At 35.4% G+C, this 19681-nt stretch carries 21 protein-coding genes and 1 other annotated feature; of the genes, 9 read left to right on the forward strand and 12 right to left on the reverse strand.

The genetic code is table 11. The features are described from left to right. Positions 1-241 (reverse strand) — a binding site (T-box leader). This feature is flagged as partial in the annotation. A gap of 115 nt (positions 242-356) precedes the next feature. Both BAU23_RS13265 and BAU23_RS13270 read left to right on the forward strand, forming a co-directional pair. Further along, entirely contained in the window at positions 357-1175 is an 819-nt protein-coding gene (locus BAU23_RS13265; protein ID WP_071734614.1) for a class I SAM-dependent methyltransferase, read from the forward strand. 473 nt (positions 1176-1648) lie between these two features. Further along, positions 1649-1966, forward strand: coding sequence for a metal-sulfur cluster assembly factor (locus BAU23_RS13270; RefSeq protein WP_000082522.1), 318 nt, complete (start codon positions 1649-1651; stop codon positions 1964-1966). 43 nt (positions 1967-2009) lie between these two features. Here the strand turns inward: BAU23_RS13270 and BAU23_RS13275 are convergent, their stop codons facing one another. From BAU23_RS13275 to BAU23_RS13300, 6 genes are all read right to left on the reverse strand, one after another. Beyond that, positions 2010-3659: a M4 family metallopeptidase gene (locus BAU23_RS13275; RefSeq protein ID WP_000745151.1), complete on the reverse strand. Its 1650-nt coding sequence runs from the start codon at positions 3657-3659 to the stop codon at positions 2010-2012. A gap of 206 nt (positions 3660-3865) precedes the next feature. Then, entirely contained in the window at positions 3866-4564 is a 699-nt protein-coding gene (locus tag BAU23_RS13280; protein WP_016130809.1) for a pirin family protein, read from the reverse strand. A gap of 51 nt (positions 4565-4615) precedes the next feature. Beyond that, positions 4616-5026 carry a MarR family winged helix-turn-helix transcriptional regulator gene (locus tag BAU23_RS13285; protein ID WP_000642652.1) on the reverse strand — a complete coding sequence of 137 codons (411 nt, stop codon included), beginning with the start codon at positions 5024-5026 and terminating at the stop codon, positions 4616-4618. A gap of 114 nt (positions 5027-5140) precedes the next feature. Beyond that, the gene (locus BAU23_RS13290) at positions 5141-5575 is read right to left on the reverse strand and encodes a DUF3920 family protein (RefSeq protein ID WP_000422811.1); all 435 of its coding nucleotides are present in this window, start codon (positions 5573-5575) and stop codon (positions 5141-5143) included. 194 nt (positions 5576-5769) lie between these two features. Further along, positions 5770-6969, reverse strand: a complete 1200-nt coding sequence (locus tag BAU23_RS13295) for a cation:proton antiporter (RefSeq protein ID WP_071734615.1) — start codon at positions 6967-6969, stop codon at positions 5770-5772. Beyond that, the gene (locus tag BAU23_RS13300) at positions 6970-7467 is read right to left on the reverse strand and encodes a cation:proton antiporter regulatory subunit (RefSeq protein WP_071734616.1); all 498 of its coding nucleotides are present in this window, start codon (positions 7465-7467) and stop codon (positions 6970-6972) included. 418 nt (positions 7468-7885) lie between these two features. Between BAU23_RS13300 and BAU23_RS13305 the strand changes: the two genes are divergently transcribed. The 4 genes from BAU23_RS13305 to BAU23_RS13320 all read left to right on the forward strand — a co-directional run bounded on the left by BAU23_RS13305 (position 7886) and on the right by BAU23_RS13320 (position 10542). Next, entirely contained in the window at positions 7886-9319 is a 1434-nt protein-coding gene (locus tag BAU23_RS13305) for an alanine/glycine:cation symporter family protein (protein WP_071734617.1), read from the forward strand. 213 nt (positions 9320-9532) lie between these two features. After that, positions 9533-9973 carry a Dps family protein gene (locus BAU23_RS13310; protein WP_071734618.1) on the forward strand — a complete coding sequence of 147 codons (441 nt, stop codon included), beginning with the start codon at positions 9533-9535 and terminating at the stop codon, positions 9971-9973. Continuing rightward, the gene (locus BAU23_RS30200; RefSeq protein WP_071734619.1) at positions 9943-10104 is read left to right on the forward strand and encodes an NADH dehydrogenase; all 162 of its coding nucleotides are present in this window, start codon (positions 9943-9945) and stop codon (positions 10102-10104) included. The genes BAU23_RS13310 and BAU23_RS30200 overlap by 31 nt, the downstream gene beginning before the upstream one ends. Positions 10105-10344: 240 nt before the next feature. Further along, positions 10345-10542 (forward strand): hypothetical protein, encoded by a 198-nt coding sequence (locus tag BAU23_RS13320; RefSeq protein WP_000656332.1) that lies wholly within the window; start codon positions 10345-10347, stop codon positions 10540-10542. Positions 10543-10648: 106 nt separating this feature from the next. On the opposite strand, the gene BAU23_RS13325 is transcribed toward BAU23_RS13320, so the two are convergent. From BAU23_RS13325 to BAU23_RS13335, 3 genes are all read right to left on the reverse strand, one after another. Continuing rightward, positions 10649-11152, reverse strand: a complete 504-nt coding sequence (locus BAU23_RS13325) for a DinB family protein (RefSeq protein WP_000533787.1) — start codon at positions 11150-11152, stop codon at positions 10649-10651. A 417-nt stretch (positions 11153-11569) separates the two neighbouring features. Continuing rightward, positions 11570-11851, reverse strand: a complete 282-nt coding sequence (locus tag BAU23_RS13330) for a hypothetical protein (protein WP_071734620.1) — start codon at positions 11849-11851, stop codon at positions 11570-11572. A 118-nt stretch (positions 11852-11969) separates the two neighbouring features. After that, positions 11970-12548, reverse strand: a complete 579-nt coding sequence (locus BAU23_RS13335) for an LOG family protein (RefSeq protein ID WP_001225747.1) — start codon at positions 12546-12548, stop codon at positions 11970-11972. Positions 12549-12621: 73 nt separating this feature from the next. Between BAU23_RS13335 and BAU23_RS13340 the strand changes: the two genes are divergently transcribed. The 3 genes from BAU23_RS13340 to BAU23_RS13350 all read left to right on the forward strand — a co-directional run bounded on the left by BAU23_RS13340 (position 12622) and on the right by BAU23_RS13350 (position 14822). Continuing rightward, on the forward strand, positions 12622-12945 hold the full coding sequence (locus BAU23_RS13340; RefSeq protein WP_000355746.1) for a MazG nucleotide pyrophosphohydrolase domain-containing protein: 324 nt from the start codon (positions 12622-12624) through the stop codon (positions 12943-12945). A gap of 53 nt (positions 12946-12998) precedes the next feature. Continuing rightward, a complete protein-coding gene (locus tag BAU23_RS13345; protein WP_000949403.1) occupies positions 12999-13505 on the forward strand; it encodes a ferritin in 507 nt (168 codons plus the stop codon). A 147-nt stretch (positions 13506-13652) separates the two neighbouring features. Next, positions 13653-14822 (forward strand): DUF418 domain-containing protein, encoded by a 1170-nt coding sequence (locus BAU23_RS13350; protein ID WP_071734621.1) that lies wholly within the window; start codon positions 13653-13655, stop codon positions 14820-14822. A 43-nt stretch (positions 14823-14865) separates the two neighbouring features. Here the strand turns inward: BAU23_RS13350 and BAU23_RS13355 are convergent, their stop codons facing one another. From BAU23_RS13355 to BAU23_RS13365, 3 genes are all read right to left on the reverse strand, one after another. After that, the gene (locus tag BAU23_RS13355; RefSeq protein ID WP_000706849.1) at positions 14866-16047 is read right to left on the reverse strand and encodes a NupC/NupG family nucleoside CNT transporter; all 1182 of its coding nucleotides are present in this window, start codon (positions 16045-16047) and stop codon (positions 14866-14868) included. A 493-nt stretch (positions 16048-16540) separates the two neighbouring features. Further along, positions 16541-17722, reverse strand: a complete 1182-nt coding sequence (locus tag BAU23_RS13360; protein WP_000673865.1) for a NupC/NupG family nucleoside CNT transporter — start codon at positions 17720-17722, stop codon at positions 16541-16543. Between the two features lie 301 nt (positions 17723-18023). Beyond that, the gene (locus tag BAU23_RS13365) at positions 18024-19466 is read right to left on the reverse strand and encodes an alanine/glycine:cation symporter family protein (RefSeq protein WP_000346989.1); all 1443 of its coding nucleotides are present in this window, start codon (positions 19464-19466) and stop codon (positions 18024-18026) included. Positions 19467-19681: the final 215 nt, after the last annotated feature.

A 19681-nucleotide genomic window follows, 5' to 3' on the forward strand; every position in this document is an offset into this window, starting at 1 on the left:
ACCACCTTATTTCGTCAGTCATTCGCATAACTAACCTTAACAAGTACGGAGCAATTCATGCTCGTATACTGTGGTTTTGATAACGAGTACCAACTCTCGTCGCCGCCTACTATTATCATTTGATAAGTTCAGGACGAAGCTCAAAGGCCATTGTTCAAATGAATATTCTTGCTTCTTCTCAGCTACCGAAGCTCTCTGGAAAGAATGGTTCCATTCTACTTTTCCTTTTCAACGCTTTTATGTATAAAACGTATTTTACGACTTAACAACAGAAAAATCAAACTTTAATTCAAAAAAGAACAGGAAACCCCACTCATTCACCGAATAACTATATGTTCACAAAAGGAGTGATAAAATTGAATCAAAAACAACTAAGCACGATTAATGAAAAAAGCTGGAATGCAGCTGCTTATGAAGCTTGGACGAATCGTCACGGCACACCGACAGAATATGCAAAAAAACTCATGCAAGATCCTGTTCATGAAGTCTCCTACTATTTACCTTACATACAATCTCCAAAAGGAAAGCGTATTATTAATTTACTCGGATCAAAAGGTAACAAAGCAGTTGCTCTTGCTCTTTTAGGAGCCGATGTAACAGTTGTAGATATTTCAGCAAGTAACGAAAAATATGCAACCGAACTAGCCGAGGCTGCTGGCGTCTCTATTCAGTATATCGTTTCCGATGCACTAGATCTAAATCTATCTCAGTCATTTGATATCGTGTTACTGGAACTTGGCGTGCTCCATTACTTTTTAGACTTAGAGCCACTCTTTCATATAATCTCCCACTTACTAAAACAAGATGGGACATTTATACTGCGTGATTACCATCCCGTTTATACAAAATTATTAGGAGTAGATCATCCATCATTTCGAGCAAATGAAAATTATTTCGATGAAGAACTTATTGAAGATGACGTAGCTTATAGTACCCTCCTTACGGAATCGCAGAAAGCTGCTGTACCGAGAACAAAAATTAGGCGCTGGACACTAGGAGAAGTTATTACAGCAATGGCAGAAGCAAATTTCAAGATTGAAAAATTAATTGAAGAACGCGGATCTCATCAAAGGTGGGGCTTCCCTTCTACTTCACCGGAAGGAATTGAAGAACGTATACCCGGGCTATATACATTAATTGCGACAACATGCAAAAAAGGATCCCTTCACGGATAGGATCCTTTTTTTGCATGCTTACGCATATAAGTTGAGGTTGGAGATTACCATAATTCTGTAGAATAGGACACAAGATATTTCAACATTCGTCTCTGACTTACGTCGTCAAAAAGGGGTATGACCAACATAACGAAGAGTAATGTTTCAGTTGATAGTGATAATCGTTATCAACTAATTAGAAGTATACATGATGTTATTTCGAATTACAATAGGATTTCTTATTTTTATTTAAGAACTTTTGATATATAAATGTATACATTTATATATCATTCACTTATACTCATCTGCCCTTTTCCATTATCCGCTATAATTTTCATTGAATAGATTAATAACCTTTAAAATAAAGAGGGATTACTTTTTTAACCCCCTTTTGTCATTTACAACTTTCAGCTTTAAGGGGTTATTTACTGCACTTATCCCGCATATCCGTTATAATGAGAAACGATATCATTAATATTTAGGGGGTGCTACGCATGTCACAACAAGCCTTTGAAGAAAAGTTATATGCCAACTTAGAAGCTGTTATTGACCCTGAACTAGGTGTTGATATTATCAATCTTGGATTAGTTTATGACGTTACAGCAGATGAAAATAATAATGCTGTCATTACAATGACGATGACTTCTATCGGTTGTCCAATGGCTGGCCAAATCGTATCAGACGTTAAAAAAGTATTATCAACGAACGTACCTGAAGTAAATGAAATAGAAGTAAACGTTGTATGGAATCCGCCCTGGACAAAAGAACGTATGTCACGTATGGCGAAAATCGCATTAGGTATTCGTGACTAAATAAAGAAAAGACCTGACAATCCAGTCAGGTCTTTTTCTCTTATTATTTTACTCCTACAGCATCATAAGCTTTCGTTACAGCTTGTACAGCTTTAGAGTTTTTACCGTATAAATCCTCTGCTGATTGAAGTGCAGCTTGGCGCATCATTTTAAAGTCAGAGTTTGCAGTTAAATATTTTGTAAGAGCACGATAGTAAATTTTTTCTGTCGCTTCACGACCTACTCCAGTTACTTTCACACCGTAATGTGTACCGCCCTCAGACACTAAATACGCTGCCTTATTGTTAATACTACTGTTAATATGAACGCCGCCATTATCAGCTGTTCCAGTATAACGTTTATTATAGTGATCTGGGTAACCCTCACCTGGTTTTAATGGATTTGGAATAGATGCTGGATCCTTCAGAGAACGAAGTGCATCACCAGGTTTACCAGGTGTATAAATATCAGCACCTAAATCCCAGCTCTTCTTCTCAACCATGACACCCATAATGTCAGATAACGATTCATTTAACGCTCCTGACTCATCTTTATAAACAAGATTTGCTGTATGTTCAGTTACAGCATGCGTTAATTCGTGGCCGATAACATCTAGTCCAGCTGATAACGGAATGAATGTCTTACCATCGCCATCACCATACATCATCTGAACACCATTCCAAGCTGCGTTATTCCAAGATTCACCTACGTGAACAGTAGAAATAAGTCTCGCACCTTTATCATCGAAAGAGTTACGGTTAAATGTCTTTTTATAGTAATCATATACTTTTCCTGCATTCACATGCGCATCAACTGCCGCTTTATCTTCGAAGAACTTAGATTTACTTACAACTTCTTCTCCTGTATATCCAAGAATTTGTGAGAATAAATTAAACCAGTTTTCATCCATATTCTCTGCATCAAATGTATGGACACCTTGTCCTCGTGTACCATCAAATAAGTTGAACGCTCCTGTTTTCGTATCTTGAGCAATTTCAAATGATTGTCTAGCGCCTAATACTCCGTAACCAAATCCAGTAATGTTATCTACAGCATTATATTTCTCAATAACATTTCCATTTGTTGCATCAACAAAGTAATGCCAATATCCTGGAGCTGGTTTTGAAACCGATGCTTTTACAAGATATGCAAGATAGTATTGACCATCTTTTTCATACACATATAAATCTTTTTTCACACCATCATAATTCTTTACCTTACCAATTTCTTTCTCAATATTAGCTTTTGCAATCGTTTCTGCTTGTTCTGCACTAATACTTGCAGATGCAGGAATATTTTTATCATCTAAACTCGGAATAACTTGTCCGAAAAATGCTTTTACATTATTCTCTTTATCAAGCGTAACCGTTTGATCTGAACCATACACAGGAATGTTATTATGCTTCTCAACTAACTTCACATGTGTTGTACCAGACTCAGCATCTTTTTCTTCACCAACGATATTGAAATGTTTGTCAATATTTCCCGCTAGTTTAAACATATCCTTTTTACTCTCTAAATATTGAAAGACTGTCTCTTTTTTATCTAGTCCTTCCGGCGCTTTCCATTCTTCACCTATGTAAGCTGGCGTTTTAAACTCTTGGTGATACTGGATTTTTTGCTCTTCTGCTTTCGTCGTAGTTGCTCCAAATGCCCCAAACCCACTTGCGATAACAGTTAATGCTAATGCTGATGAAATGACTTGCTTTTTCAATCTAACACTCCCCATTCCCCTAAAAGTTTTTAACACTTTTATAAAATTCTGAATAACTCCCCTGATACCTGCTTCCAAAAATTGAGAAAGTTTTTTCTGTTAATTTAACTCACACAAAAAAGGATATCGTTTCCGATATCCTCTTTCCTATAACCTTTCATCTCGCTATTCACATGCTTAAAACCACCATGGATTAAAATTTCACTTTATTCCATTTTCATTTCAATCGCTAAGTAATGAGAGTTTTCTTTCGCTTGAATGCGAATATCTTCTTCTACAGCCTCCGCTGCATCACGCGTTACGAGTGTTTCACCATTCACAACACTGCTACCTTCAATTTGTACAAGGTATAATTGACGCCCTTCTTGAACAGGAAACTGAATTTCTTTACCAGCCTCTAATGATAAAGAATATAAATTTGCATCTTGGTGAATATGAATTGGTGCATCTCCATCAGAAGGAGATACCATATGGAACCACTCATTTTCACGTTTACTCCAATCAAATTTAAACTCACCATAGTTCGGTTTATGACCATCCCGGTCCGGTAAAATCCAAATTTGTAATAAACGCAATGTTTCATTTCCTAAGTTATGCTCACTGTGAAATACACCAGTACCTGCACTCATATATTGAACATGCCCACGCTCAATTGTCCCTCGGTTCCCCATACTATCTTCATGTGTTAATTCACCATCTATAACGTAAGAGATAATCTCCATATCACGGTGCGGATGCATATCAAAACCAGTTTGTGCCGCTATTAAATCATCATTCATAACACGTACTGCTCCAAAATTCATATTGTTTGGATTATAATAATTTGCAAAAGAAAAATGAAAATGTGTATTTAACCACCCGTGATTTGCTCTTCCCATATTTTTATGATCAACTTTTCTAAACATATCCTTCACCTCATATCATCTCGAAATCGAGATATTTATTTTTAATTTTTATCACTGCAACTTCTTCAGTAATTCTAATAATTGTTTTTGTTCTTCTCTATTTAACTTATCAAATTGTTCTGCTTGAAATGTTTCTTGCGGCGGGACTATTTCTTCATATAGAACCTTTCCCTCTTCTGTTAATGAAATATATTTCGTGGTGCCTTCTTGTTCACGCTGAATCCAATCGAGTTGCTCCATCTTATTTAAAAGTTGAGTAACATTTCCTTTCGTAACAAATAACTTATTTCCAAGTTCTTGCTGCGTTAAACGATCGTGTCCTCCAACTTGAACTAATACATCAAACTGAGCAGCAGATACATTCCACTTTTTCAAATGCTGATTCGTCTCACGAATACTTCTATTATAAAAGCGTGATAAACGAAACCATAATAGTAATCCAAGTCTTTCCTCTGCTTTCATTCCATCACCTCGCTCATTTGATACTATTAGTTTAGAACTAAACTTAATAAAGGTCAACTACTTATTTTTAATTAGCAACAAAACAAAAGCACAGCGCCCTTTCTCCACTATGCTTCAGATTAAATTTCTATTTTTATATTCATCTAGCTTCCTCTCCGCAAAATGCCTCGCATCTTTCTCGATCCATCTTTCTTCGTATAGTTCATTTCCAACATATAGTACATCGTCCTTATGCTGCATCGCATGCCTGAATTCATGCAATAGCGTTTTGAGCACTTGTTCATACTCTTCCCACATACAAACGAAAATTAATTGCTTTTCTTTATGATAAAAACCACCTACTGGGAATAAAAATTCCTCTTCTTCTTCTCCTAATGATAAAAGTACATGATTCGCATCACACGTATCACAAAAAATAACTGGCGTTGTACTTATTTCAATAAGAGAAAATAAATCGTTTCTTAACTTTTTGACATCCCAAGGAAGCTCCGAATCCAACACATACCAATTTTCAACTTGCTGATATACATTTTGAAACTGGAGTTCCACTTCTCTATAATCCCCTTTCCAAACACCCTTTCCCTATATGTATGCCACAATATGTAAAATATTAAACATCTCCTTCTCTAACAAATAACAACCAGTTATTGATTTCCCATAAAAAAAGGAACCTATTTAACTATAGATTCCTTCACGATAATGCTCTATATAAAATCCGACCTTAAACAGCAATTTTTTAAAATTTATCTAGCCTTCGTATCCCACTTAAAGATTTTATTTAGAAATTTATATACATTCTTTGACTCTTTCGTCAGAAGTGGACCTAAGATGGATAGTATAAGCACGTATAGTGCTGAGAATGGTTTCAAGACTGACATTAAACCACCGGCGATACCGATATTGGCCATAATGATGGAGAACTCTCCTCTTGAAACGATTGTTAATCCAATATTTGTTGACGCTTTATGAGATAATCCAGCTTGTCGTCCTGCAATCATCCCTGCTACAAAGTTCCCGATGATTGTAAGAAGTACGGCACCTAAGGTTAACCATATCGCCCCGCCTAATGAAAACGGGTCTATACTTAATCCGAAACTGAAGAAGAAGATAGCTCCGAAAAAGTCTCTAAATGGAACAACAAGATGCTCAATTCGGTCACTATGCTCTGTCTCAGAGAAAACTAACCCTAAAAGAAGTGCTCCGATTGCTTCGGCAACGTGAATCGTTTCCGAGAAACCTGCAATAAAGAATAACGAAGCAAATACTACAATAATGAAAATTTCATCTGAACTAATATTGAGCAATTTATTTAATAACGGCGTAGCCTTTCTAGCCACAATAAAGAATAGAAGCATGTATCCTAAAGCAATTCCAATCGAAGTGAGAGCACCTAAGAAGGAAGCATGATCCCCTAGAACTAAACCAGAGACAACTGATAAATATACAGCAAGGAATATATCTTCAAACATAATAATTCCTAAAATTAATTCGGTTTCATTATTACCAGTTCTTCTTAAATCCACTAACACTTTAGCAACGATAGCACTAGAAGAAATCGTAATAATACCCGCAATAATTAAGATTTCTAGTAAAGGGAATCCCATTATAAATCCGTATAATAATCCAAGTGAAAAGTTAATTAAAATATAGATTGTTCCGCCAATCGCAATGGAACGTCCAGATTTAATTAGTTTTTTCATCGAAAACTCTAGTCCTAGATAGAACAGAAGGAACAGAACTCCAATCCGTCCAAGGAAGGAAATCACACTCGCACTTTCAATAAATTTGAGATCGATAACACCTATTGTCGGTGCGTGCGGTCCTACTAACATTCCAAGAACAATTAGAAAAGGAATTACTGAGAATTTAAACTTTCCAGCAATTACCGCCGCAATTGCTACTAAAACCAAAGCTGTACCAACTTCAAAAATTAACGTATCCATCTAGTCAGTCCCCCTATTCGAAAGTAACTCATTAATAATTTTTTTAATTTCTTCTCTCTCACCTGAAACTACAAGCATATCGCCTTCTTCAATTACCGTTTCTGGTCCTGGATTAAATAGCTTTTTCATATTCTTTTTCATAACTGCAATGATTGTTACGCTATATGTTTTTCTTATCTCAAGATCACCGATTGTTTTTCCGATTGCTGGAGCAGCATTCTCTACTTTAAACCACTCAATTGCTAAACCTTCAAAGACCATTTCAACATTTTCTAATGCTCTAGGTTTGTATACCATTCCACCTAATATTGCTGCAATTTGTCTCGCCTCTGAGTCACGTAATGAAATACTTGATAGACTTTCTTCATGGTCTGAATCAAAATGATACATTTCTCTACGCCCATCATCATGAATGACAATCACCATCTTTTCGTTACCTTTCGTAACGATTTGAAATTTGTAACCAATACCCGGAAGTTCACTTTCTCTAATATTCATATTTAGCTCCTCCTCAACAACAAATAGTTTTTTGTTTAAATTTTCTGTTTTTCTGTCTTTTATTCATCCAATCCATTTTAGAAATTCTAACCATTCGGGATATCTGTGATTTGGAAATCTTTTATTGTAATAATAAGTGGCCCCTAAAAGGATACTTAAAGATGTAATGATAAAAAATATATTACTTCTCATTTTCAAACTCTTAAGGCTTACTTTCAATAAAGTTTCTTCTTTCAAATTATCCCCTCTTTCTCGCTTTACATTTAGTTTTTTAAAATGTAAATAATTCTAAAAATATTACGATGTAACATAATCATAACACGAAATATGTTTAAGTAACATAATTTTTTAGAAAAATTGATTCTCGTATATTTTTTGCATATAATTTTCTTATTACGGAAAAAAGGAAGTGTATTATATGGTTGATATCTTTAGCAGATTCCTTGAGGTAACGAATAATATTTTATGGTCATATATTCTTATTGCAATGCTAATCGGCTTCGGTCTTTATTTCTCTTTCAAATTAAAATTTGTCCAAATTACTCATCTCCGTGAGATGGTCAGTTTAATTAGCAAAGGATTTAATCGAAAAGAAAAAAAGAAAGATAGCATCTCTCCATTCCAAGCATTTTGCTTAAGTGCAGCAGCACGTATCGGTATTGGGAACTTAGCTGGTGTAGCATTAGCCATTTCAATGGGTGGACCCGGTGCAATATTTTGGATGTGGTTTATCGCAATTATCGGAGCGGCTACTAGTTTCGTAGAATGTACGCTCGCTCAAATTTATAAAGTAAAAGATGGCAGTAGGTTCCGTGGTGGGCCAGCATATTATATGGAAAAAGGATTAAACAAACGCTGGATGGGTGTTTGGTTTTCACTTCTTATTACAGTTGCGTACGGATTAATTTTCAATTCTGTACAAGCAAACACGGTAACAATAGCATTTGAAAATGCTTTTGGACTAGAGCGAACGATCGTAGGAGCTCTATTAGCTTTATTAGTTGCAGTTATTATTTTTGGTGGTATCAAGAGCATTTCACGTATTACAGAAATGATTGTTCCTCCAATGGCAATCATTTATATTGGTGTGGCTATTTTTGTCGTAATTAACAACTTCACTATGTTACCAAGCATTTTCATGGAAATATTTAATGGTGCATTCGGTTTAGATCAAGCCATCGCTGGTGGTATTGGAGCAGCAATCAAGTTCGGAATTCAGCGCGGTCTATTCGCGACAGAAGCAGGTATGGGTAGCTCTCCTAACGCAGCAGCAACATCAGATGTATCTCACCCTGTAAAACAAGGGCTCGTTCAAGCATTAGGTGTTTTCGTAGATACATTCTTAGTATGTACATCAACAGCATTTATCGTATTATGTTCTGGACTTTACAAAGGATCAAATTTACAAGGAATTGAATTAACACAACAAGCATTAAGTTCACAAATTGGACCGTGGGCAAGTACTTTCTTAGCGATTATTATTTTCCTATTCGCTTTCAGTTCTTTACTAGGAAACTACTATTATGGTGAAACAAATATCGCATTCATTAAAGAAAGCAAAACATGGTTACTGATTTATCGTGTTGCAGTTGTCGGAATGGTGTTCTTCGGATCTATAGCTGCCCTTCAAACGGTTTGGAGTTTAGCTGATTTCTTTATGGGACTAATGGTATTTACAAACTTAATTGCCATCTCATTCCTTAGCAAGTTCGCCTATGCGGCATTAGTAGACTATATAAAGCAAAAGAAACAAGGAAAAGATCCTGTTTTCGTTGCAAGTTCTATCCCTGGTTTACAGAATACAGAGTGCTGGGATGGACAGGATGTAGAAGAAAAACAGAAGGCTGTATAATAATTAAAAGCGGATGCGGCTCGTTTAAAACAAGAACTATATATCAAACAAAATTCCTATTACTTCACAGTAATAGGGATTTTTATTTACAACAGTTCATAATTTGTTCAAATTAATTCCAGCAAAAGGGTTGATTTATACAAATTACTAGATTATAATAATTATAAATTAGTAATTGATATAACATAACAACTCAAAAGGAGATTGATCATAATGAACAAACAAGTAATCGAAGTATTAAACAAACAAGTAGCAAACTGGAGCGTTTTATTTACAAAACTACACAACTTCCATTGGTACGTAAAAGGACCTCAATTCTTCACATTACACGAGAAATTCGAAGAGCTTTACACAGAATCAGCTACTCACATCGATGAAATTGCAGAACGCATTTTAGCAATTGGCGGCAAACCAGTAGCAACAATGAAAGAGTACTTAGAACTATCTTCTATTCAAGAAGCAGCTTACGGAGAAACTGCAGAAGGGATGGTCGAAGCAATCATGAAAGACTACGAAATGATGCTAACTGAACTGAAAAAAGGCATGGAAATCGCTCAAGAATCTGACGACGAAATGACATCTGACCTACTACTAGGCATCTACACAGAACTAGAAAAACACGCTTGGATGCTACGTGCGTTCTTGAATCAATAATAGACTTAAAAGCGGAAGCGGCTCGTTCAGAACAGGAGGGTGTTGGAACTCCTGATTACGAGGCGCTTTTTGCCTCGAATGAAGGAGTGAAACAACCGACTGTTCTAGCCGCTGGAGCTGGATATCACTAAAAGCGGAAGCGGCTCGTTCAGAGGCGCTTTTTTTTATGAAGTAATCGTACTGAAATTATATCAGCGATTTTTCTAATATACCGACAAAACACGACAATATTAGCACTCACCTTTTCTACTTTTATCAATATATTACAATCCATTTTATGTTAAAATATAGGAAACACCCTTTAGTAAAATAGATCCAAAAAAGCTTTTCCATATTCATCATTTACTACTTAAATGGCGGGAGTGGTTCAGTTGAAAGACTACTTAATTAGAGCATTTTTTGCGTTAATAACAGTTGGGATTGTCTTACTTATAGCTAATATTTTCAATATGCGTATCGAGGTTAAAGACTATGCTTTCCTCGTTGTTGTAGCAATTGGTGGCGGCTGGGGTGGCTGGTACCTGTATAAAAAACAAAATAAAAATAACAATAAAGGCATTCCGAAATAATATGGAATGCCTTTATTCTATATTACATAATTAAGCTTAAACCACTAATAAAAGCAGTCCCCAAAAACATCATAAAAACCCATATTCTATGGTAAATAAAAAGAATTCATTTTGAATATAGAAATAGTCCAAAATCTTGCATAACAGAGGTATGCCCCATTTGCCGCAACATTGTGGCTATATTCCCACGGTGATATGCCCCGTGGGTGACGACGTGTAGTATTGTTTCAGAAACCGTCGTATCCAGGAGCCCAGCATACGGATTATCAACCTCAAACACTTTTTCATAATCTTGTTGACTACTTAAAAGTTCTTTATATCGTTTAGATAATTCATAAAAACTAGTTTCCATTTCCTCAATATTTTTTGTTTCTAGCTGTTCTTTCAATTGGTCTGTGTGTACCATTGCATCACTCATACTTTTACCAGAAATAATCTCAAGCCAGGCTAAATCTGTGAGGTATATGTGAGACATTACTTTTGCCACCGAAGAAAAACCACTCTTAACTTCCTTATGGAAAATGTCTTGCGGTAGTTCTTTTAAGCGATTTAAAATAACTTCATTTGCCCATAAGTGGTAGTTATACATTTTTAATACAGAACGCCCCATGCTCATTTCTCCTCCAATTTTCATTTTACTGATTAGATTATGATACATAGCTGATTAAAAGTTCCCAAAGGATTACATCTATAAAATTTATTCTGATTCCCATTAAAAAAACCTCTATTAACTTCATAAAAAACATTCGCCATCTTCCACAATCTGACCCTTTAACGGAACAATTCTATGTCACTCAATAATTCCTTACTCACCATTTATTCAGATATTCTTTTTTTAAGTCAGCAAAACATACCTCCATCTACTTCCCCTCTTCCAACGATTTCACATTTCACTATCAATATATTTAACCAAATTAAAAACACATGCCTTTTTAAAATAAATTGACATGTGTTTCCAAAAATCTATATGAAAAACAAAGTAATCAAAGTGATAAAGGCATTCCAAAGTAATACGGAATGCCTTCTTTTATTGCCGTCTATAATAAATAATAAAATTCAAACCGCTAATACAGCCAATTGCAATAAACATGCTAAAACTCTGTGCATCCCCAGCTAGACTATACTCATCAACGATAAACCCAGACATAAACAATGTTATCGCGGAAACACCGATACACAATATCGAAATAAACCAAAGCGAAAACTCGTTAATCAACTCTTTCTTCTGTATTGAAACAATTAGCATAGCAAGAATAGACGCTGCTAAAATACTTTTAAAAACAGGACGTAAATACACAAACTCTTCCATCTATTTCTCCTTTTCCAAAAACATTATATCTCAACATTAATATATTTAACCAAATTAAAAACACATGCCTTTTCAAGATAAAATGACATGTGTTTCCAAAAATCTCTATACAATTGTATTATGATAGTTGCTTCCACTTCGTTCCTAAAACAGGACGCTCGTAATTTTGGATCTCATGAATTAGTTTATCTGCCGTATCAGCTGAAACGATTAACTCTTTATTCGATGGATTCATAAATCCTTCTTCAGCTGCACGTTCAACCATTTGCAAAATTGGTCCGTAAAAGTCCTTTATGTTCAATAAACCAACTGGCTTATTATGTATACCAATTTGTGACCAACATACAACTTCAAATAGCTCTTCAAACGTTCCGTATCCGCCTGGCAGTGCAATAAAAGCATCCGCAAGCTCTGCCATTTTCGCCTTGCGCTCATGCATCGTTTCTACTTCAATTAATTCTGTTAATCCTGTATGCACAATCTCTCCTCGAAATAGACCGCGAGGCATAACCCCTGTTACACGCCCACCTAAGCGAAGAACTTCATTCGCTACTTCTCCCATTAATCCAACGCATGAACCACCGTATACAAGCTCATAATCGTTTTCAACAAACATTTTTCCTAACTGGATTGCCTGTTCTTTAAACTCTGGTCTTTCCCCTAAATTTGAACCTGCAAACACACAAATCTTTCTCATCCCTACACCCCGAAACTATATATTGGTATGATACAATGAACATTGTACAACATATTGAAGGGATGAGGAAGAAATGGATATCGTTGCATTTCAAAGATGGGTTGAGGAATTTTACGAAAAACGAAGCTGGTCACAGTATAATGCCTTTATTCGCTTAAATTTCTTAACTGAAGAAGTTGGGGAAGTGTCACGAGTTGTTCGCGCTATTGAAATCGGCCGTGATCGTCCTGATGAAGATGCGAAAACAGAAGAAGAGCTAAAACAAGAACTAAAAGAAGAACTTGGTGATGTACTTTCTAACCTTATTATTCTTTCGCAAAAATATGATTTAGATTTACAAGACATTATGGACGCACACGTCACAAAGCTTTCGAAAAGGTTCGAAGCATCCAAATGAGAATATTATCAATTATGGTATAATATTCTTGTCACAATAATAAGGGGGATTTTATGTTATCTAAAAAATTGCACGACGCATTAAATGAACAAATGAACTTTGAATTTTACTCTGCCCACGCTTATATGGCAATGGCTGCTTACTGTACAGCCGAGAGCTATGATGGATTCGCTAACTTTTTCCTTGTACAAGCTGAAGAAGAACGTTTCCACGCAATGAAGCTTTACAACTATATTAATGACCGCGGAGAGCGCGCTATTATTACTGGATTTGATAATCCAAATAACGAATATGAATCTGTACTGAACGCTTTTGAAGTGGCACTTGAGCACGAGCGTGAGGTAACGAAGCGTATTTACAACTTATCTGATATTGCGTGGGATGAGCGTGAGCACGCAACAATCACATTCTTAAAATGGTTCGTTGATGAGCAAGTAGAAGAAGAAGCTTCATTTGATAGCATCATCCAAAAATTAAAACGTATTACAAGCGATTCAAACGCACTATTTATGCTAGATGCTGAACTAGAGAAACGTACATTTACACCTCCAGCTGAGTAGTATTTCAATCACCTTAATGAATGTATTAAGGTGATTTTTTATTTTCTCTCTAGCTTAAAATCACCTTAAAATTCCTCGTATTTGTCATAGCACCAGCAAATAAATGGTATTATTTTCAATATAAAACAATATACGAGGAGAGAAAAAATGAACCAACGTGTAGAAGCTGTTGACGCCATTCGTGGTTTCGCTTTATTTGGCATTTTACTTGTTAATATGACATTAATCCAATTCGGGTTATTCGCTAATGAAAAACCCACTTATATTTTCGGAAGACTCGATGAAAGTGCTAATTGGTTTATTCAATTTTTCGGCACGCAGAATTTTATTTCCCTATTCTCTTTTTTATTTGGGCTTAGCATTGTTTTGTTACAAAAAAGTATTATCGCAAAAGGAAAAAAGTTTTTCCTTACATATATAAGGCGTATTAGCATTCTTTTACTACTAGGTTTCATTCACGGCACCTTTGTTTGGTCCGGAGATATTTTATTTGCATACGGGCTTATCGGGATTTTCTTAATGATGTTTATAAATAGAAAACCAAAAACATTATTGATTTGGGCAACTATTCTACTCGCACTCATTACACTTATGTCTTATCAAACTGATCCAAATACAAATATTAATGATTTTGCTCCTTATATTGAAAAAGAGCATAAAGTTCATGAAACTGGAAGCTATATGGATCATGTCAACTTTAGATTAACTGAAAATCCTTTCGAGTATATTGGGATTAACGGTTTCTTCGGACTAGTTTTCATATCGATTTTCGCAATAATTTTTATGTCCCCACTTTTCTTACTCGGAATGTATGTAGGAAAAAAGGGCTGGCTATTTGAGATTGATAAACACATACCTTCTATCAAAAAGATTTGGCTTATCACTGGTATTTTCTCTTTTACAATTAAAATCTTAGCCATGTTCGTAAAGCATCCAATTTTAATTATGTTACAAGATGGCCTTACATCAGTAACCATGACATTCTTTTACGGAAGCACAATTATTTTATTATTCCATTACAAAAAAGCATCGCGCTTACTAACATATATGGCGAATACGGGGAAAATGTCGGTTAGTAATTACTTAGCTCAATCCATTATCGCAGCAACAATTTTTTACGCTTATGGCTTTGGCTTATTCGGTAAAATCGGATACTTCTTCGGTATTCTTTTAACCATCGGAATTTATACGATGCAACTATTGGTTAGCACATATTGGCTACGGAAATATCGAATGGGGCCTGTTGAATATGTATGGAGACTGGGAACTTATTTAGAGAGACCACGATTTAAAAGAAGTTTGGATAAAGCAAGTTAAACAAAAAAAGCAATGAGCCCAATGCTCATTGCTTTTCTTATTATTAAAGCATAACCCCAACGATAATCGCTGATAATATACTTACTAACGTTGCACCGTATACAAGTTTTAGTCCGAATGATGATACAACATTTGCTTGTTTGCCATCGATACTCTTCGTTGCACCTGCGATAATTCCGATAGATGAGAAGTTCGCAAATGATACAAGGAAGATAGATAAAATACCTACTGTACGAGCTGATAACTCACCAGCTACTTTTCCAAGGTCAAGCATTGCAACGAATTCGTTCGTTACTAATTTTGTTGCCATAATTTGTCCCGCTGCTAGCATCTCTGATGTTGGAATACCCATTACGAATGCTAATGGCGAGAAGATATATCCTAAAATACTTTGGAATGTGATTCCGAAAATTGAATCGAATACACCGTTAATTGCTGTAATTAATGCTACGAAACCGATTAACATCGCCGCTACTGTTACAGCGATAGAGAAACCAAGCATAATATATTCGCCTAACATTTCAAAGAATGTTTGTTTTTTATCTTCTTGTAATTCTAAAATGTCGTCTTCTTCTTTCACGTCATATGGATTAATAATATGAACGATAATGAATCCGCTAAATAAATTTAGTACAAGTGCTGTTACTACATATTTTGGATCAATCATTTTCATATAAGAACCAACGATTGACATCGATACTGTTGACATTGAAGATGCACAAAGTGTGTATAAACGATTTTTTGGTAATTTGCTTAATTGATCTTTTACTGTAATGAATACTTCACCTTGACCAACAATTGCAGCTGCTACCGCATTATATGATTCAAGTTTTCCTAAACCATTAATTTTACTTAATACGAAACCGACTGCACGAATGATAATCGGTAAAACTTTAATATGTTGCAGGATCCCGATTAATACTGCTAAGAAAATAATCGGTAATAATACTGTTAAGAAGAATGGTGCTTGTCCATCGTTTGCTAAACCACCAAATACGAAATTAACCCCAGCTTCCGCAAATTTTAAAATAGCGCCAAATCCATCTGCAATCCCTTTTACTAATACAAATCCGACCTTTGTATTTAGTAAGAAATACGCAAGTACCAATTGAATGACAAGCATAAGTGCAATTGGTTTATATTTAATTTTCTTACGATCTGAACTGATAAGGAAACCTAGTACAAACACTACAAGTAAACCGACTAGAAACATTACTATTTTCATATGTGAATCCTCCACTTCTCCCACGAGTTATTGGTCGTATAACGAATGACGTCTGACCATTGATGTTAAAAAAATTTAAAACCCCTAAATACTATTCAACTGTTTTCTAAAATCAGTAAGCGTTTACATAAATTGCAATTTATAAAAGGTAGCTTCTTCTCTCCTACCATACTTGAAAGTCTGAAATTGATACCACCTACAAATCAAATTGTAAGCGTTATCTAACCGAAATGCAATATAAATTTTAAAAGATTTTTATATGTTAATATATTCCTAAGTAATTGGTTTTTTCATGCAAATTTACCATAAAAAATAGCCCTAGCTATGAGCTAGGACCACCTTTTTTATCCCGCATTAACGGGCAGTAAGATCCCCACCTCAAAATGCAGCGAAAGCCAAGAAGTTAGGTGAGGGATCAACTGCCCGTAAATGCCCGATTGGTTCAACTAATAATCAGTGGGGGATGAACCCCCCCACTGATTAAAGTTTCACTTTATAACATAACACCAACGATAATCGCCGATAAAAGACTTACTAATGTTGCACCGTATACAAGTCGTAATCCGAATGATGAAACAACGTTTGATTGGTTTTCATCGATCCCTTTCGTTGCACCTGCAATAATTCCGATAGATGAGAAGTTCGCAAATGATACAAGGAATACAGAAAGAATACCAACTGTACGAGCTGATAAATCACCAGCTACTTTTCCTAGATCAAGCATCGCAACAAATTCGTTCGATACTAATTTCGTTGCCATAATTTGTCCCGCCGTTACCATTTCTGATTGCGGGATGCCCATTACGAATGCTAATGGTGAGAAAATATAACCTAAAATAGCTTGGAATGTAATACCGAACATTGAATCAAACAAGCTATTGATTGCTGTAATTAACGCTACGAAACCAAGTAACATTGCCGCTACCGTAATCGCAATCGTGAAACCAAGCATAATATATTCGCTTAGCATTTCAAAAAATGACTGCTTTTTCTTATTTTCTAACTTCAATGTATCTTCTTCTTCCGTAATATCGTACGGATTAATAATATGAATAATAATGAAACCACTAAATAAATTCAATACAAGTGCTGTTACTACATATTTTGGCTCAATCATTTTCATATAAGAACCAACAATCGACATCGATACTGTCGACATGGAAGATGCGCATAATGTATATAAACGATGTTTTGGGATTTTACTTAACTGATCTTTTACTGTAATAAATACTTCTGCTTGTCCAACAATTGCAGCCGCTACTGCATTATATGATTCTAATTTTCCTAAACCATTTACTTTACTTAGCAAAGTACCAATGGCACGAATAAATATCGGTAAAATTTTAAAGTGTTGCAGAATTCCAATTAAAACGGCAAAGAATACGATTGGTAATAAAGCTGTTAAGAAGAATGAAACCTCCCCTTTATTAACAAGACCACCAAATACGAAAACGATTCCAGATTCAGCATATCCAAGAAGCGCGCCAAATCCATCTGAAATTCCTTTTACTAAAATATAACCAATTGGCGTATTTAATAAGAAATACGTTAACGCTAGCTGAATAACAAGCATAATCGCGATTGGTTTATACTTAATCTTCTTACGATCAGAACTTATAAGAAAACCTAGTACGAATACAACAAGTAATCCTACAAGAAACATAACAAACTTCATTAATAAAATCCTCCATTTAACTCTTCATTAACGTTGAACGTCTGACTACTCAAAACAAGAAATAATCCGAACTTTCCATTTCTCCTCCAAAACCTTCAATTCGATATGAAAAACCATAAAATCTCTTGTTTCAAAGCCATTTTCCATTCTAACATAAATTACAACTCACATCTGCAATTTTCTCAAAAAAATTACATTTTATTATAAACACCTCATTAATGTTCGTCTTTTCTCCCTTTCCCTCGTTCATTACTATAAAAAAACGAGCATCAAATTTCTTTGATGCTCGTTCAATCTATTATTATACAGCTTTTTCTTTATCTGCTACTGCTGGCTTGTCCCAACACTCTGTATTGTTTAAACCTGGAATAGAATCCGCATAAAAGACTGGATCTTTTCCTTGTTTCTTTTGCTTTACGTAATCTGATAATGCCGCGAAAGCATACTTAGAAAGGAATACAATCGCAATTAAGTTAATAACAGCCATAATACCCATGAATAAATCTGCTAAATCCCAAACGATTTGAATTGTTGCTACAGATCCTAACATAACCATACCAAGTACAGCAATTCGATAAACATTTAGTAACACTTTACTTCCATTTAAGAATTCAATATTTGTTTCACCATAGTAGTAGTTACCTACTAATGAACTAAATGCAAACAAGAAGATTGCAACTGCTACAAATATAGAAGCCCACGGTCCGATATGTTGACTTAATGCTTGTTGCGTTAATTGAATTCCGTTTAAATCAGCCGCTCCAGGCACATCTGATAATAAAATAATAAATGCTGTACAACTACAAATTAATAATGTATCTGTAAATACCCCTAAAGTTTGAATGAAACCTTGTTTAACTGGGTGCGTTACGTTTGCAGTCGCAGCTGCGTTCGGCGCACTCCCCATACCTGCTTCATTTGAGAATAATCCACGTTTTACCCCTAGTAAAATCGCAGCTCCTAATCCCCCACCTACTACTTCTTTAATTCCGAAAGCATGTAAGAAAATTTCTTTAAATACATACGGAATTGCCGTAATGTTTGTTACAACAACGAATAATGCCACTGCTACATATATAATTGCCATTACTGGAACAATCATTTCAACCGCACGTGCAATACGTTTTACTCCGCCGAAGATAATGATTGCAAGTAAACCAGCCATAAACAGACCTACAAACTTACCATCTGTGTTAAATGCTCCATCAAAAGCCGCCGCTACTGTGTTTGACTGCACGGCGTTGAAAATTAATCCGAAACTAACTGTTATTAGAACAGAGAAGACAACTCCTAGCCAGCGTTTCTTTAAACCCTTTTCCATATAATACGCTGGGCCACCGCGGAATGCATTCCCATCTTTCACTTTATAAATTTGCGCTAATGTGCTCTCTACAAATGCAGAAGCTCCTCCGATTACCGCGATTAACCACATCCAAAATACAGCTCCTGGTCCTCCTGCTGAAATCGCAATTGCCACACCAGCTAAATTACCAGTTCCTACACGAGATGCTGTACTCATACAAAATGCTTGGAATGACGATACACCACTTTTTTCTTTTTGTGCTTTTCTTGTTTTTGAACTCGCTCCATCCCCAAGTAAACGAATCATTTCTCCAAAGTAACGTATTTGAACAAACTTTACTCGGAAAGAAAAATAAAGCCCAAGTCCAATTAGCATTGCAATAATAATATATGACCAAAGAACATTATTTATATCCCCAATAACCTGAGTTAAAAAATCCATCATTGCGTTCCCCCTCTTCCTAACAATAAGAAGATTATATTCTAAAAACTTTTAACAATCAAGAATTTTCGACAAGGAATGTCAGGTTTTATAACATGAAAATGTTAACAATTGTAACATCCGTATTTTTTATAGACATTATATCAATCATCTTTTAGCCTTACTATCATTAATTACAAAAAAAAAAAGCGAGCATCGAATTCAACTCGATGCTC

The sequence above is a fragment of the Bacillus nitratireducens genome (assembly GCF_001884135.1).
In the GTDB taxonomy this organism is placed as follows: domain Bacteria; phylum Bacillota; class Bacilli; order Bacillales; family Bacillaceae_G; genus Bacillus_A; species Bacillus_A nitratireducens.

Excerpts from the sequence above, each read along its gene's own strand:
- BAU23_RS13270 (WP_000082522.1), top strand. The coding sequence starts at position 1,649 with ATGTCACAACAAGCCTTTGAAGAAAAGTTATATGCCAACTTAGAAGCT.
- BAU23_RS13280 (WP_016130809.1), bottom strand. The coding sequence starts at position 4,564 with ATGTTTAGAAAAGTTGATCATAAAAATATGGGAAGAGCAAATCACGGG.
- BAU23_RS13285 (WP_000642652.1), bottom strand. The coding sequence starts at position 5,026 with ATGAAAGCAGAGGAAAGACTTGGATTACTATTATGGTTTCGTTTATCA.
- BAU23_RS13295 (WP_071734615.1), bottom strand. The coding sequence starts at position 6,969 with ATGGATACGTTAATTTTTGAAGTTGGTACAGCTTTGGTTTTAGTAGCA.
- BAU23_RS13300 (WP_071734616.1), bottom strand. The coding sequence starts at position 7,467 with ATGAATATTAGAGAAAGTGAACTTCCGGGTATTGGTTACAAATTTCAA.
- BAU23_RS13305 (WP_071734617.1), top strand. The coding sequence starts at position 7,886 with ATGGTTGATATCTTTAGCAGATTCCTTGAGGTAACGAATAATATTTTA.
- BAU23_RS13310 (WP_071734618.1), top strand. The coding sequence starts at position 9,533 with ATGAACAAACAAGTAATCGAAGTATTAAACAAACAAGTAGCAAACTGG.
- BAU23_RS13325 (WP_000533787.1), bottom strand. The coding sequence starts at position 11,152 with ATGGGGCGTTCTGTATTAAAAATGTATAACTACCACTTATGGGCAAAT.
- BAU23_RS13330 (WP_071734620.1), bottom strand. The coding sequence starts at position 11,851 with ATGGAAGAGTTTGTGTATTTACGTCCTGTTTTTAAAAGTATTTTAGCA.
- BAU23_RS13335 (WP_001225747.1), bottom strand. The coding sequence starts at position 12,548 with ATGAGAAAGATTTGTGTGTTTGCAGGTTCAAATTTAGGGGAAAGACCA.
- BAU23_RS13340 (WP_000355746.1), top strand. The coding sequence starts at position 12,622 with ATGGATATCGTTGCATTTCAAAGATGGGTTGAGGAATTTTACGAAAAA.
- BAU23_RS13345 (WP_000949403.1), top strand. The coding sequence starts at position 12,999 with ATGTTATCTAAAAAATTGCACGACGCATTAAATGAACAAATGAACTTT.
- BAU23_RS13350 (WP_071734621.1), top strand. The coding sequence starts at position 13,653 with ATGAACCAACGTGTAGAAGCTGTTGACGCCATTCGTGGTTTCGCTTTA.
- BAU23_RS13355 (WP_000706849.1), bottom strand. The coding sequence starts at position 16,047 with ATGAAAATAGTAATGTTTCTAGTCGGTTTACTTGTAGTGTTTGTACTA.
- BAU23_RS13360 (WP_000673865.1), bottom strand. The coding sequence starts at position 17,722 with ATGAAGTTTGTTATGTTTCTTGTAGGATTACTTGTTGTATTCGTACTA.
- BAU23_RS13365 (WP_000346989.1), bottom strand. The coding sequence starts at position 19,466 with ATGGATTTTTTAACTCAGGTTATTGGGGATATAAATAATGTTCTTTGG.